The sequence below is a fragment of the Streptococcus cristatus genome, assembly GCF_008369405.1.
In the GTDB taxonomy this organism is placed as follows: domain Bacteria; phylum Bacillota; class Bacilli; order Lactobacillales; family Streptococcaceae; genus Streptococcus; species Streptococcus cristatus_G.
In genome coordinates, this window is sequence record NZ_VSJJ01000005.1 from 142,890 (window position 1) to 157,843 (window position 14,954).

Below are 14,954 nucleotides of genomic sequence, written 5' to 3' on the forward strand. Positions count from 1 at the left end.
GCAATTAAAAAGCAGAGTTTTACTAAAATATCTTTAGGTTCAGACCAACATATTATAAAGAGTTTCATTTCCGTTCAGATTGATGAAGGATGGGTCAAACTGCTCAATCCGATTGATCAGACCCGCATAATCATGCTTATTGGCCAGAGCAATCCCAATCAGGACTGGTCCGGTTCCTTTGCTGGCCCGCTTGATGTATTCAAATCGAGTGATGTCATCATTTGGCCCTAAAATATCATTTACAAATTCACGTAAGGCACCAGGCCGCTGCGGGAAATTTACTACAAAATAATGCTTGATGCCATCATAGATGAGGGCACGTTCTTCCATTTCAGGCATACGGTTAATGTCATTATTTCCTCCCGAAATGATACAGCAGACAGTTTTTCCTTTGATATATTCCCGCAACACTTCTAAGGCTGCTACGCTAGCTGCTCCAGCAGGCTCTGCGATGATTCCTTGTTTAGAATAAAGATCAATCAAGGTTTCTGAAATCAAGCCTTCATCAACACCGATAAGTGTTTCTACATTCTTTTTCGTTGCTTCATAAGTAGAAGCCCCTACCTTTTGGACTGCGATACCGTCCGCAAATTTGTCAATTTCATTGAGTTTTACAGGACCGCCTGCTTCAAAAGCTGCTCTCATACTGCGGGCTCCATTCGCCTCTACCCCAATCACTTCAATTTGTGGCTGGCTTTCCTTGATGTAAGTGGATACTCCTGCGATGAGACCGCCGCCTCCTACTGGTACCAAGACCAAGTCTAAATCGATGGACTCCCGAGCTGTATCTTCTAGGATTTCATAAGCAACCGTTCCCTGACCTGCTTGAACATGAGCATCATCAAAAGGATCGATGAAAGTCCGATTTTCCATCCGTGTGAATTCCATAGCCGCCCGAGCAGAAGCATCAAAAGTATCTCCTACTAGCTTAATCGTAACAAAATCACCACCAAAGAAACGAACCTGCCCAATTTTTTGCTGAGGAGTTGTGATAGGCATAAAAATAGTCGCTGGGATTTTCATTTCATTACAAGTGTATGCGACACCTTGAGCGTGATTGCCCGCAGAAGCACAGACAACCCCACGTTCTCGCTCTTCCTTGCTCAACTGAGAAATGGCATAATAGGCACCACGGATTTTGAAAGAACGGACACGTTGGGCATTTTCCTTTTTGAGATAAATCTTTGCCCCGTACTTTTCTGACAAGTAATGGTCGTAATCGAGTGGCGTATTGGCAACAACATCTTTTAAAACCTTATGAGCACGGACGATATCTTTTGCTGTTAACATTCCTTTTCCTTTCCAAATGAGGTAAACAAACTCAGCTGGCATTCCAGCTGAGTTTTCCACACAATCTTAGTTGTAGATCTTGAAAGCATCGTCATCGTTTTTACCAACGAATGGCATTGCTTTACGCAATTCTGCACCGACTTTTTCAATCTCAAGGTTAGCTGCTTGTTCACGGTAAGCAGTGAGTTTTGGACGACCAGCCTTGTAGTCGTTTACGAAGTCGTTTGCGAATTTACCATTTTGGATATCTGCAAGAACTGCTTTCATGTTTTCTTTGACTTGCTCAGTAATCACACGTGGACCTGATACATAGTCACCATATTCAGCTGTATTTGAGATAGATTGGCGCATCTTCTTGAAGCCACCTTCGTAGATCAAGTCAACGATAAGTTTCATTTCGTGAAGCACTTCAAAGTAAGCTAATTCTGGTGCATAGCCTGCTTCGGTCAAGACTTCAAATCCTGCTTCGATAAGAGCTGTCAAGCCACCGCAGAGAACGGCTTGTTCACCAAAGAGATCTTCTTCTGTTTCTTCTTTATAAGTTGTTTCAAGCAAACCAACACGGGCACAACCAACGCCTTTACACCAGTCCATTGCGATGTCTTTGGCATTTCCAGTCGCATCTTGGTAAACCGCATAGAGAGCAGGAACACCAAAGCCTTCTTCGAAAGTACGGCGAACCAAGTGACCAGGACCCTTAGGTGCACACATGAAGACATCTACATCAGCAGGAATCTTGATAAATTCAAAGTGGATATTGAAGCCGTGGGCAAAACCAACAGCATTACCAGCTTCCAAGTTCGGAGCGATTTCTGTTTCGTACAATTCTTGTTGGATTTCGTCTGGAGCCAAAATCATGATCACATCAGCCAATTTAGCAGCTTCTTCTACTGTGTAAGTGTCAAAGCCATCTTCTTTAGCTTTGTCAAATGACTTACCAAGACGAACACCGATAATCACATCATGACCTGTATCACGCAAGTTTTGTGCATGAGCATGACCTTGTGAACCATAACCGATAACGGCGATTTTTTTACCGTCAAGTGCTGCTACTTTAACATCTTTTTCGTATTCCATTTGAACTGCCATAATTTTTCTCTCTTTTCTATTTTTTATTGCCTCTTAGGCGGTTTTAACAAATTTAAGTAGGGTTTTATACTCACTGAAAATCAAAGATCAAACTAGGAAGCTAGCTGTAGGTTGCTCGAAGTACTGCTTTGAGGTTATCAATAGGACTGACGGAGTCAGTAACATATACCTACGGCAAGGCGAAGCTGACGTGGTTTGAAGAGATTTTCGGAGAGTGTTAATCGCGGGTAAAGCCGGTTGCCCCAGTCCGTGCGATATTGCGAATGCCGTAAGGACGGATGACTCGTAAGAGCGCTTCGCTCTTTTCTGCATCGCCCGTCATCTGGATAGTGATCGAGCTTGGCGCCACATCGACTACCGTTGCCCGGAAAGGCTGGATAATGGCCAAGATTTCTGCACGCTTAGCAACCGGTGCTGATACCTTGATCAAAATAACTTCTCGCTCTAGGTGAGGATGATCTGTAATATCCCGCACCCGAATCACATCAATCTGGCGATTAAGCTGCTTGATAATCTGCTCCACTTCATTGAGGGAATTTACGTCAATGATAATGGTGATCCGAGAGACATTTTCATCCTCGGTCGCACCGACAGAGATACTCTCGATATTAACCTGACGTCTGGAAAGCACACCAGTGAAGCGATTCAGAACACCCGAACGATTTTGGAGTTTAGCTGTCAACATTCTACGCATGGAACTTCACCCCCAACATCTCATGATTGCTCTTGCCAGCTGGCACCATCGGCAGGACGTGCTCCTTGCGAGAAATATCTACCTCGATAAACATCGGTATATCTTCCTTTAGGACTTCCAAATCTTGAGCAATTGTCTCGGGATTATCAAATTTATAGGATTTGACACCATAAGCCTGAGCCATCAGCTGAAAATCTGGCAAACTGTCAAAGACTGACTCGGAGGTACGACCATCATAGAAGGCTTCCTGCCACTGGCGAACCATACCCAACGAATGATTATTGAGCATGATGACCTTAATCGGAATCTTGTAGATATTAAGGATGGCCATCTCTTGATTGGTCATCTGGTAGCCACCGTCTCCAACGAAGAGAACTACTTCCTTATCTGGATTGGCAATCTTAGCCCCAATCGCTGCTGGAACACCAAAGCCCATGGTTCCAAGACCACCAGACGTAACTAACTGACGTTCGTTTCGATAAGGATAATACTGGGCTGTCCACATTTGGTGCTGGCCGACGTCCGTTACCACAATGGCATCGCCCTTGGTCAACTCCCCCACGCGCTCAATAACAGCCTGAGGTTGGACAACTCGTTCCTTCTTATCATAGGAGCGCACCCGCTCCTTGTCTCGTGTCACCTTTTCTATCCACTTGCTGGTATTGTTGTGCACTTGCTCTTCTTCAAGCAACATTTGCAAAGCTTTCTTGGCATCTCCTACAATAGGAATATCCACGCTGATGATCTTGCCAATTTCTGCTGGATCGATATCAATGTGGGCCACCTTAGCACTTTTAGCAAAGGTCTTAGGATTACCAGTCAGACGGTCATCAAAACGACATCCAATGCTAATCATGAAGTCTGCTTCCGTCATAGCAATATTAGCCGCGAAAGAACCATGCATGCCACCCATACCTAAGAACAAAGGATGATCTGTCGCAATCGTTCCCTGACCCAACAATGAGGTCACTACTGGAATCTGATACCGCTCTGCAAAAGCAACCATCTCCGCTGCTGCTCCTGCATAGCTAATACCACCACCAGAAAGAAGAACAGGTTTTTTTGCCTTAGAAAGCTGTTTAAGAATCTTCTTAATCTGTAATTCATTAGGCTCAATTGTTGGTTGATAGCTAGGCAGATGCAACTGAGTGTCATAGATAAAGTCCGTATCCAGAGCTGAGACATCCTTTGGCAAATCAATAACGACTGGCCCTGGACGACCTGTGGTCGCAATATGAATAGCCTCCGTAATGATTCTTGGTATGTCTGCCGTCTCCCGTACCTGATAATTGTACTTAGTGATGGGAGTAGTAATACCGACAATGTCGGCTTCTTGAAAGGCATCCTTACCAATGCCTGGTGTCGCTACCTGCCCAGTAAAAACCAAAAGGGGAACACTGTCACTCATGGCATCGGCAATACCGGTAATGGCATTGGTTGCCCCCGGACCACTGGTTACAACGGCCACACCAATTTTCCCAGTAGACTTAGCGTAGCCTTCTGCTTCATGAACACACCCCTGCTCATGGCGACCAAGAATATGGCGGATACCTTTAAAGCTATAAATAGCATCATAGAGGGGCAAGACTGCACCACCAGGATAGCCAAAAATAGTATCAACACCAAGATTTTTCAAGGTTTCCAAGACCAGCTGCGAGCCGGACTTAGGAGTTTCTAATTGGATTCTTTCCATATTTCCCCTTTCATTTATTTACAATTTTCTAAAAATTCAAAAAGCTTTCTACTATGATAACATTTTTGAAAAAAATTGCAAGTATCGCGGATGTTTTTTTCATTCTGATTGAAAAAGATAAGAAAATCCCGCTAAATCCGAATGTAGCGAGATAATTATTTTATATCCATCCTTGTTCTTGAGCAATCCGGACAGCTTCTGTGCGATTGTCTGCTGCTAGCTTGGTCAGGATGGTCGACATATAGTTACGAATAGTTCCATTTGATAAATAGAGTTTTTCAGCAATTTCTTTATTAGAAAGCCCAGTTGCTGCTGCTTCTAAGACTAGAAGCTCCTGATGAGAGAGGGGATTTTTATGAGTCATCAGCACTTCCATGAGTTCAGGTGAGTATTCTTTTTGTCCAGCCAAGACAGTGTGGATGGTTTTCATCAGATCCGCAATGCTACGTTCCTTGAGTACATAGGCATCAACATCCGCCTTAACCGCTCGCTCAAAATAGCCTGGCCGCTTAAAAGTCGTCACAATGATGACCTTGACAGCTGGCTGATGCTCCTTCACCCATTCTAGGACGTCCAGTCCCGTCTGATAGGGCATTTCTACATCCAAGATAGCCACATCGACTGGATTGGTCTTGAGCAGCTCAACAGCTTCACGACCATCTGCCACTTGAGAAACACTAGTAACATCCGGCTGCAATTGCAAGAGCTGGCAAAGGGCATCCCGTAGCATACTCTGGTCTTCTGCTAATAATACCTTCATCTTTCATCTCCTTTAACCCTATACGGCAAGCGCACGCGAATAATGGTTGGCTTGTGATTGCTGATGACCTCCACTCTACCATCAAGCCCCTCCAAGCGCTCACGTACCGAATGCAAGTCTTGGCCCGTCACTCGCTTAAAGCCTCGACCATCATCTTCAACTTCCAAGATCAAATCTCGGTTCTGACTATACAAATCAATTCTGGACTTCTTGGCCTCCGCATGCTTGATAATATTGGTTGCCAACTCCAACAAAATCATACTAATAGTAAACTGCATTTCCGTAGGGATGCTGGCGACATTGAGCTGATTATGAAGCTCCAAGTCAATATTGCTCATTTCCAGCATGGTTCGGATTGTTGCTAATTCTTCATCCAGCGTCCGCGTCTTGAGATTGTCTACAATCCGTCGAACATCAGCCATGGCCTGCTTACTGATTCGTCGCACTTCCTCCATCTCTTTCTCCGCCTGCTCGTAGGCCTCCATTTGTAGGAATTGCTGGGCCAACTCTGTCTTGACACTGAGCATGGCAAAGGTATGGCCCAAACTATCATGTAAATCCCGTCCGATTCGATTGCGCTCATTTTCCGCCAAGAAAAGATTGAGCTGGGCATTTTGCTTACTTTTTTCTTCCTTGAGCTGTTCAGCAACTTGGATACGATGCAGACCTAGCGTCAAGAAATCCGCAAAGAGAAAGGTCGTTGAGAAAAAGACCAGATAGCCAGTGCTCAATTGATGTTGCAGATACACCCCGACCAGAAGAGCTGGTTGGACAGCTAGGAAACTCCAAAAGCGCCAAGATTTAAGGGAAATATCATTGTAATGATAAACAAGAAGATTGGACAAATAAAAAATATACCAAACGAAGCCCACATTCAGCCAAATGGGAGTGTAAAAAATGTAAGCAAGCATGACCCACCAGGATAGAGCCTGGTAGAAAGGCTTTGTCTCCATGAGGATGGTGTAATAGGCCACTATTAACAATGCTGTCCAAAGCAAAGTCAAAAGCGGGTACTCACCACTGATGACACCCGCTATCGGAAAGATGATAAAGACCAGAGAAATATGAAACATATGATGTATGTTTTGGAACTTTTCCCACATATAATTATTTAACCTCAATCCGTTTTTTGAGCTGAAGGACTAAAATACTAAAGAAAATGGTGTAGACTAGGACGATTAGCATGGCAGAGACATTCCAGTTATGGTGTTCCAAATAGGAAGAGACCACCTGCATGAGCTGATAGCTTGGCGTTAGCTTGCCGATGGGTTGTAGCCAGTCTGGAAACATAGTCAGTGGAAACCAAAGCCCACCCAAGACTGCTAAAGCCATATAAACGATATTGCCCACAACAGACATGAGTTGGGCACTGGGCAGGAGACTAACCAAGACGCCCATGGCGATAAAGACCAGACTACCAATCAAAAGAATCAGTGCAATCATTAGCCAGTCCATCATGGGCACATTGACTCCACGAACGAAATGTCCGACAGAGAAGACCACGATGATGGAAAGCAGAAAGGTCAGTAAAGTACTAAAAAGCTTTGATATATAATATTCTACCATAGAAACTGGCGAATGCTGAATCAATTTTTGCCAGTTATTGGTCTTGTCCGACTGCAAGGTGCTGGGAATACTGAAAAAGGCACTAGACATGATGCTAAAAAGTGTCATAGAAAAGAGATAGGTTTGGAGCACAAGCGCCGGTACATCAGAACTTGACATCATTCCTGAAAAGATCAGATAGAAAACGCTGGGTAGCCCGATAGAGAGCAGGTAGTAAGCTGCCTGCCGCTTCATCAAAATCAGCTCCATTTTCATTAAACTTGCCATATTTTTCATGATGCTGCTCCTTTACTCTTGTGTTGTCTCAAAAATACTATCCAGCAGGGTGCGATTGCGGACTTCGATTTCTTCAATCGTACAGCCATGCTCCTGCAGAATTTGCCAGACTTGACTGGCATCCTTGGTCGCAAAAGATAGAGCCTTTTGCTTGATTTCAATCTCTGTCACACCAGCTATCTTTTCCACGATTTCTTTATAGGAAAGGGGCAGAGTGAAGTGTTTTTCCTGCTCTTCCTTGCGCATGGCATAAGGTGTGGTGTCGCGGATTAGCTCACCCTTGTGGAGCACCAAAATCCTGTCAGCCGTATGCTCTACTTCTTCAATGTAGTGGGAAGAATAGACAATAGTCACACCTTGCTTCTTGAGCTGATTCACAATTTCCCAGAAATGCTGGCGGGTCGAGGTATCCATGGCCGAAGTCGGTTCATCCAAGAAGAGGATCTTTGGACGGCCAATCAAGGCTAAAATAAAGGAGAAGAGGCGTTTTTGACCACCAGAGAGCTTGGAAGCTAGCTGGTTCTTTTGCTTGTCAGAAAAGCCCAACAAGGAATCGATTTCCTCTTCAGTCAGGCTATTAGGATAGATGGCTCGAAAGAAAGCAAGGAGTTCCTTGACTTTCAAATCCCCCACCACTGTATTTTCCTGAGGCAAAATGGCAACCATCTCTTTCAGGCGATTGTCCGTTGGCTTTAGCCCCTGAATCAGGGCTTGGCCAGAAGTTAGGAATTTATCGCCTAGGAGACAATCCATCAGAGTTGTTTTGCCAGCTCCGTTAGGGCCAATCAGAGCCACACAATCCCCTTCTTCAATGTCAAAGGAAATGTGACGCAAGATTTCCTTTCCCAGAATGCTTTTAGATAGCTTTTTCACTTCAATCAATTTCATGATCTTCCTCCTTAATAAAATCATAGATGAGCGGCCAGATGACAAAGACAACTAGAATCACTCCCCATACTCCTATATAAAATTGCCGGGGTAGAAATTCCAACAGAAAACCCGGTATCATCTGAAAACACCATACACCCATTGCAACTCCAATGAATAAGAGGGGCAAGTGCTTTTTCATTTCTACTTTCCCCTTTTGCTTAACTTAGCCACTTCCTTTAGGACATAGCTAGCCATTCCCAAGCTAGCAAAAATCTCCCAAGGAAAGCGGTAAAGACCTACTCCGCTCATTCTCGCCAACTGATAAAACATCATCCCAACAAGACTCAAGACTGCTACCTTTATCAACCATATTTTCATGTAACTACTCCTAATTTCTTCATTTCTTACTTGTATTATAAAACTTCCTGTATCTTCCGACTAGATGATTTTGTCACTAGACCATATGACAAATGTCATAGTTTCTAGACAGCAAAAAAAGACGAGATGACTCGCCTTTTAAATATTCTTATTCTTCTTTCAAGCCGCCCAATTTCATCCCTAGGATAAACATTGAAGGAGAGGTATCTTTTATATCATTAAGTCCCAAGTCTTTAAAGAAAGATAGACTCGCTGCTTTCGCTACATCCATTTTTTCAAAATCCAGATCGACTATGGCCTGTAGTTTCTTATCAGCTGTTACGGAGTATTCAATCGTCACTCCTTCCATATTCCTAGCTTCCACATAGTTTGGTTCTGATTCCATGCCTTCTCGGATGATAGCTGTCATTTCCTCTGGGCTCATAGTAGCTGCAGCTCCACTGGCTTCTTCTGGCAAGTCGCTCAGTAGCTCCATTCGTAGTTTCAAGAGCTTGTCTCCCTGATAGGTCACCGTATCGCGATGATGGATACCTTTAAGGTCTCCGACCAAGGTTTTAGAGACAATAGCTGTACTTTCAGAAGAAGCACTCGTAGAGGAGTCACTTGGGCTTGAGCTAGAACTTGTTTTAGCAACTTTTGATTCAGCCGGAACCTTTGGACGATGCTTGCCAAATTTCGGAACTACACATCCTGTCAATAATACAGAAGCAGAAATAACTAGAATAAATAACTTTTTCATAGTACACCTTTTCTTTTTATTTTTTCCAGTATACCATAATGCCACTATCTTGTCTAAATCTTGCATATAAAAAAATCAAAGAGGCTGGGGCAAAAGTCCTAGCCTCTCAATTGTCTTTGGATTGTCGAGCAAAGACGCAGTGGTTGAGTGGGCTCTACTACGCTGATTTCATCAACTTTTACAGCCCTACTCAACTGTGCGGAGGTGGGACGACGAAATCGAATTCTAACTAATTACCGATTTCTGTCCCACTCCCAAATAAATTATTCTACACTAAAAATATATGGATAAACTGGCTGATTTCCTTGGTGGATCTCAACTTCCAGATCTTCATATTCTTCCATCAGATCTTGAGCCAAGCCATTTGCCAATTCCTCGTCACCATCTTCACCGATATAGATGGAAACAATCTCACTGTCTTCATCCAACATCTTCGCAAAGGTTGCCTTCAGAGTTGTTAACATATCTGGATTTGACACAAGGATTTTGCCATCAACCATACCCAAGTTATCATTTTCATGGATTTCGAGACCATCAATCGTCGTATCACGAACCGCTGTCGTAATGCTACCGCTGACCACATCGCTCAAAGCCGCTGTCATTCGCTCATGGTTCTCTTCGATGGTTTTTCCACTATCAAAGGCCAAAAGACTTGTCAAACCTTGAGGAAGCGTGCGTGTTTCAATCACTGTCGTTGGTTGCTCAAGCACTTCTGCTGCAGATTGAGCCGCCATGAAGATATTTTTATTGTTAGGTAGGAAAATGATATTGCGCGCATTCACCTGGTCAACAGCCTTGATAAAGTCCTCTGTAGAAGGGTTCATAGTCTGACCACCAGAAATGATATAGTCCACACCCTGAGCCTTGAAGATTTCAGCAAAGCCCTCACCAGCTACTACGGCGATAATAGCGTATTCTTTTTCTTCAGCTGGCTTGGTAGCTTTTTCTTCCTTCTCAAGCTGGGCTTCGTGCTGGTTACGCATGTTGTCCACTTTTACCTTGACAAGGCTACCATACTTCAATCCTTCTTGCATAACAAGACCTGGATCTTCTGTATGGACATGCACTTTCACGATTTCATCATCATTAACTACCAGCAAGGAATCCCCAAGCTCATTCAAATAATTACGGAATTCATCATAGTCAAAGTCCTTGACATAGGTTGGTCCTTGCTTCAAAGCCACCATGATTTCTGTACAATAACCAAAAGTGATGTCTTCTGTCGCCACATGGCCTGCTACAGACTTGTGGTGTTCAGCATTGATCATCTGGCTCATCGTAGCCGGAGTCGCTTGGAAATCTTCTGATGCGATATATTCGCCAGTCAGGGCAGATAGGAAACCTTCATAGATAAAGACCAAACCTTGACCACCAGAATCCACGACGCCAACTTCCTTGAGAACTGGCAACATATCTGGTGTTTTAGCAAGAGCAGTCTTTGCTCCTTCAAGAGCCGCTTTCATGACTTCGACAGCATCATTTGTCGCTTCAGCTTTCTTCTTAGCACCGATAGCTGCACCGCGGGAAACGGTCAAAATTGTTCCCTCAACTGGCTTCATAACAGCCTTATAGGCTACCTCTACACCAGACTGAAAGGCAAGAGCCAAAGCTTGTCCATCAAGCTCAGCTTTGCCTTTTACGCTTTGTGAAAAACCACGGAAGAGCTGAGACGTGATAACACCAGAGTTCCCACGTGCGCCCATCAAGAGTCCCTTGGCAAAGATAGCGGCCACTTCACCAACTGTTGAAGCTGACTTATCAGCTACTTCTTTGGCACCATTTTCAATGGTCATGCCCATATTGGTTCCTGTATCACCATCTGGAACTGGGAAAACATTTAAAGAATTGACATATTCAGCCTGTTTATTTAAACGAGTTGATGCCGCCTGCACCATTTCTTGAAATAAACTAGTAGTAATATTTGACACGATTATTCTCCTACAACTTTAATATTTTGGATATAGACATTCACTGTGTGGGCAGTGATTCCAAGTTGATTTTCCAAACTAAACTTAACGCGTTCTTGGATATTTTTGGAAACTTCACTAATTTTAATGCCGTAGCTCAAAACGGTATAAACATCAACTGCAATACCACCATCCTCAGACGTTTTTACTACCACACCCTTGGCATAGTTTTCTTTACCCAAAAGAGCTTGAAAATTGTCTTTAATTGCATTTTTGCTGGCCATTCCAACCACACCAAAAATTTCGGTTGCTGCACCGCCGACGATGGTTGCAATTACATCATCAGTCAGTTCAATTTGACCATCTTTTGTATTGATTTTTACAGTCATCATTTGTACCTCAAAAGTATTTTATAGTTTATTTTACCATATTTTAGACAGGGTGTAAAAGAGGAAGGATAGAAATAAACTGTCTAGTCTGAAAATTCAACAACAAAAAAGGGAAGGAATAAATCTTTCCAATCCCTTTCATGTATTAAACGCGTTCAACTTTACCTGACTTAAGCGCGCGAGCTGAAGCCCAAACTTTTTTAGGTTTTCCGTCGATCAAAACAGTAACTTTTTGAAGATTTGGTTTAACAGCGCGTTTTGTTTGGTTCATCGCGTGAGAGCGGTTGTTTCCTGATACAGTCTTACGACCTGTAAAGTAACATACTTTAGCCATTAGTGTGTTTCCTCCTATTAGATCTAATATTACGGATGTGCTAGCACCACATACCGTACTATATTATCAAAAAACTTGGCTTTTGGCAAGTAAATTTTCCCAAACTTTGCAATTTCTGACCAATAATCCGTTTTCTTAAATGTAAACAATCTTCAAAGCTCCAAAGGCGACATCCCCGCGCACATATAAAGTCTTGTCTTTTTCATTGACATTATGCGGATTGACAACCGTACCGAAAGTATTGTCCACATTTAACTCTACTCGCCAGTTGCTTGGAATGTAAAGCACAGCACTGCCGAAAGATACTTCCACATCAAAACTAGCAGAATCACCTAAAATTCTGGCATTATCAAAATAGACGGCCGCACTGCCAAAAGCACACTCTACTTTATCATGGATAAAATTATCCGAGTTGATATAGCGAGTCCCACTGCCAAAGGAAATCTCTCCTTCCTTTGTAGACAAGCCCTTACCAGACAAATAACGGACCCCCCAGATTCTTCTCGGTTTAAAAATCATGTTAAGCCCAATGCAGGCCAAAATTCCACCCATGATCAAGGTACCAGTGGAGATGGCTAAGAAATGATAGGCAGAATTAGCAATCATCAGAGCAATAATCGTCATGATCAGAGCAGCCCCAAAATCTCGCTCCAAGAAATTTTCCAGAGCAAAATAAGCAAACATGCCGACCAAAAGCAGGGGCCAGATATTAAAATTGAACATGGGAATACCAAAGTTTCCCTGAAGCAAAACCCAGCCGGCTAAAACCAAAAAACCGACGCCTAGAATTGTTTTTTTCATGATGATTACCTCACTTCACTTAACTTTTCTTTTAGTAGTTGATAATAATGCCTTGAAACATGCACTTTCTTATGTGTTTCAGAAAACTGGACGGAACTGGTACCCGAGAAAGACTTTTCTAGAGAATAAATCGCCCTAGCATTAGCAATGGTTGACTTAGAAATTCTGCAAAAATAGCGGGGCAATATATCCTCCAACTCGTAGAGTTTGAGTTTGACCTCATAGGCATCATTGCGCGCGTGAGCGAAGATTTTGGCTCCGTCCGTCTCGAAAAAAAGAATCTCCGCCAAGTCCACAAAATACTCACTATTTTCCTTATAAAAGAGAATGGCTGGAGCAGTCGCTTCATTCAAAGCATCTTGAATCTTCTGAATCCTATCATCAATCCGCGATACTCGAATCACCAATTCTGTATCAGCTAAACGATCGTCTAGCTCAATCCGAACTTTCATAAGCACTCCTCCCCTCTTTCTATCTTCATTATAACAATTTCTTGAAAAGAAACAAGGGACTTTCAGTAAGTGGTCAATTTGGAGCAGTAAGTGGTTGTTTTAAAAGGTGAAAATGAAATAAAAAAACCTTGCCAAGCAAGATTTCGATTTCATCAGACATATGCCGATTGCAGGGATTCGAATTCTTTTAATGAATTGAACCCAACAATAATAGGCTCTATAATATCTGTAGTGGGTAAATCCGCCGCAGGAATTATAGAGCCTTTTTGAGTGTAGAAAAAAAGTCCCATATGACCTATAATGAAAAGCAACCAAACCATCATTAGAAAGAATCATATGGAACAATTAAATTTTATCACAAACCTACTGGAAATCAAAGACCCTCACATCACTATTTTAGATGCTCTAGATGCTGGAACCCATAAAGAAATCATCTCGAAGCTGGATTATCCTGCTCCTAAATGCCCTCACTGCCAAGGGCAGATGGCTAAATATGACTTCCAAAAAGAATCAAAAATCCCTTATTTAGAGTGCGCTGGATACAGGACACTCATTCGCCTAAGGAAACGGCGTTTTCGCTGTCAGGATTGCGGGAAAATGGCTGTCGCTGAGACTTCCTTAGTCAAGAAGAACCACCAAATCGCAACCATCGTCAAGCAGAAAATCGCTAAAAAACTAATGGAGAAGCTTTCTATGACCGACATCGCTGAAAGCTTGGCTGTCTCCACTTCCACAGTTATTCGAAAACTAAAGGAATTCGAGTGTAAGGCAGACCTGACCTGCCTTACAGAATACATGGGCTGGGATGTGGAAACAGTCAGGGAAGTGACTGTTTCAATCGGCAGATAGAGATGAGCTTCATTGCAAAGGATTTTAATTCAAGAAAGATCCTAGTTATCTTAGATGGGCGAACGCAAGTGACGATTCGCAATCATTTCCTTCGTTATTCTAGACAGGTCCGAAACCAAGTCAAAGTCATTACCATGGACATGTTTAGCCCCTATTACGACATTGCCAGAAAACTATTTCCAAAGGCTAAAATCGTTCTGAATCGCTTTCACATTGTCCAACATCTGAGCCGGGCTATGAGTCGTGTTCATATTCAAATCATGAAGCAATTTGAGAGAAAATCGCACGAGTACAGGGCACTCAAGCGCTACTGGAAATTGATCCAACAAGACAGTCGGAAACTCAGTGACAAACGCTTTTATCGTCCGACTTTTCGGTTGCATTTGACAAATCAAGAAATTCTTGAAAAACTGCTCTCTTACTCTCAAGAACTCAGAGAACACTATAAGCTCTATCAGCTCTTACTCTTTCATTTCCAAGTAAAACAGGCTGACCATTTCTTTGACCTCATTGAAGAAAGAATTGCTTGTGTAAATCCTATCTTTCAGACTGTCTTTAGGACCTTTTTGAAAGACAAGAACAAGATTGTCAACGCTTTAGAACTGCCCCTAAGCTAGAGGCTACAAACAACCTCATCAAGGTCATTAAGCGCAACGCTTTTGGCTTTCGAAACTTTGAAAACTTCAAAAAACGTATTCTCATCGCTTTGAACATCAAAACGGAGAGAACCAATTCGGTCCTCTCCAGGGTATGACTTTTTGTTAACCCACTACAGTTGACAAACATACTAAGATTAGCAGTGAAGAAATCTCCGACGGGAGAGAGTACTCACTACTTTTTCTTTATGTTAAAGTAGTGGTGTCTTGT

At 42.8% G+C, this 14,954-nt stretch carries 15 protein-coding genes and 1 pseudogene; 1 reads left to right on the forward strand and 15 read right to left on the reverse strand.

The genetic code is table 11. From position 1 onward, the window contains the following. Positions 1–39: 39 nt before the first annotated feature. The 15 genes from ilvA to FXF62_RS06225 form a co-directional block, all read right to left on the reverse strand. A complete protein-coding gene (gene ilvA, locus FXF62_RS06150; RefSeq protein ID WP_149518072.1) occupies positions 40–1,290 on the reverse strand; it encodes a threonine ammonia-lyase IlvA in 1,251 nt (416 codons plus the stop codon). A gap of 66 nt (positions 1,291–1,356) precedes the next feature. After that, positions 1,357–2,379: a ketol-acid reductoisomerase gene (gene ilvC, locus FXF62_RS06155; RefSeq protein ID WP_149518073.1), complete on the reverse strand. Its 1,023-nt coding sequence runs from the start codon at positions 2,377–2,379 to the stop codon at positions 1,357–1,359. Between the two features lie 217 nt (positions 2,380–2,596). Beyond that, positions 2,597–3,073, reverse strand: coding sequence for an acetolactate synthase small subunit (gene ilvN / locus FXF62_RS06160; protein ID WP_005591757.1), 477 nt, complete (start codon positions 3,071–3,073; stop codon positions 2,597–2,599). Next, complete coding sequence (locus FXF62_RS06165; RefSeq protein ID WP_048766450.1) at positions 3,066–4,766, reverse strand: acetolactate synthase large subunit; 1,701 nt, start codon at positions 4,764–4,766, stop codon at positions 3,066–3,068. The genes ilvN and FXF62_RS06165 overlap by 8 nt, the downstream gene beginning before the upstream one ends. 160 nt (positions 4,767–4,926) lie before the next feature. Next, positions 4,927–5,526 carry a response regulator transcription factor gene (locus FXF62_RS06170; RefSeq protein WP_149518074.1) on the reverse strand — a complete coding sequence of 200 codons (600 nt, stop codon included), beginning with the start codon at positions 5,524–5,526 and terminating at the stop codon, positions 4,927–4,929. Further along, a complete protein-coding gene (locus tag FXF62_RS06175) occupies positions 5,523–6,629 on the reverse strand; it encodes a sensor histidine kinase (protein ID WP_149518075.1) in 1,107 nt (368 codons plus the stop codon). The genes FXF62_RS06170 and FXF62_RS06175 overlap by 4 nt, the downstream gene beginning before the upstream one ends. A 4-nt stretch (positions 6,630–6,633) precedes the next feature. After that, positions 6,634–7,368, reverse strand: a complete 735-nt coding sequence (locus tag FXF62_RS06180; RefSeq protein WP_149518076.1) for an ABC transporter permease — start codon at positions 7,366–7,368, stop codon at positions 6,634–6,636. Positions 7,369–7,380: 12 nt separating this feature from the next. Then, positions 7,381–8,256, reverse strand: coding sequence for an ABC transporter ATP-binding protein (locus FXF62_RS06185; protein WP_149518077.1), 876 nt, complete (start codon positions 8,254–8,256; stop codon positions 7,381–7,383). Between the two features lie 183 nt (positions 8,257–8,439). Further along, positions 8,440–8,616: a hypothetical protein gene (locus FXF62_RS10755; RefSeq protein WP_185774118.1), complete on the reverse strand. Its 177-nt coding sequence runs from the start codon at positions 8,614–8,616 to the stop codon at positions 8,440–8,442. Positions 8,617–8,764: 148 nt separating this feature from the next. Further along, positions 8,765–9,355 carry an SP0191 family lipoprotein gene (locus tag FXF62_RS06195; protein WP_149518078.1) on the reverse strand — a complete coding sequence of 197 codons (591 nt, stop codon included), beginning with the start codon at positions 9,353–9,355 and terminating at the stop codon, positions 8,765–8,767. A 263-nt stretch (positions 9,356–9,618) separates the two neighbouring features. Next, entirely contained in the window at positions 9,619–11,283 is a 1,665-nt protein-coding gene (locus FXF62_RS06205) for a DAK2 domain-containing protein (RefSeq protein ID WP_149518080.1), read from the reverse strand. 2 nt (positions 11,284–11,285) lie between these two features. Then, entirely contained in the window at positions 11,286–11,651 is a 366-nt protein-coding gene (locus tag FXF62_RS06210; RefSeq protein WP_005591747.1) for an Asp23/Gls24 family envelope stress response protein, read from the reverse strand. Positions 11,652–11,796: 145 nt separating this feature from the next. Then, positions 11,797–11,985, reverse strand: coding sequence for a 50S ribosomal protein L28 (rpmB, locus tag FXF62_RS06215; RefSeq protein ID WP_001140948.1), 189 nt, complete (start codon positions 11,983–11,985; stop codon positions 11,797–11,799). Between the two features lie 135 nt (positions 11,986–12,120). Further along, the gene (locus tag FXF62_RS06220; RefSeq protein ID WP_149518081.1) at positions 12,121–12,786 is read right to left on the reverse strand and encodes a LiaF transmembrane domain-containing protein; all 666 of its coding nucleotides are present in this window, start codon (positions 12,784–12,786) and stop codon (positions 12,121–12,123) included. A gap of 5 nt (positions 12,787–12,791) precedes the next feature. Further along, entirely contained in the window at positions 12,792–13,238 is a 447-nt protein-coding gene (locus FXF62_RS06225; RefSeq protein ID WP_149518082.1) for a LytTR family DNA-binding domain-containing protein, read from the reverse strand. 336 nt (positions 13,239–13,574) lie between these two features. Between FXF62_RS06225 and FXF62_RS06230 the strand changes: the two are divergent. Further along, positions 13,575–14,841, forward strand: a pseudogene (locus FXF62_RS06230) (ISL3 family transposase). The last annotated feature ends 113 nt before the right edge of the window (positions 14,842–14,954 follow it).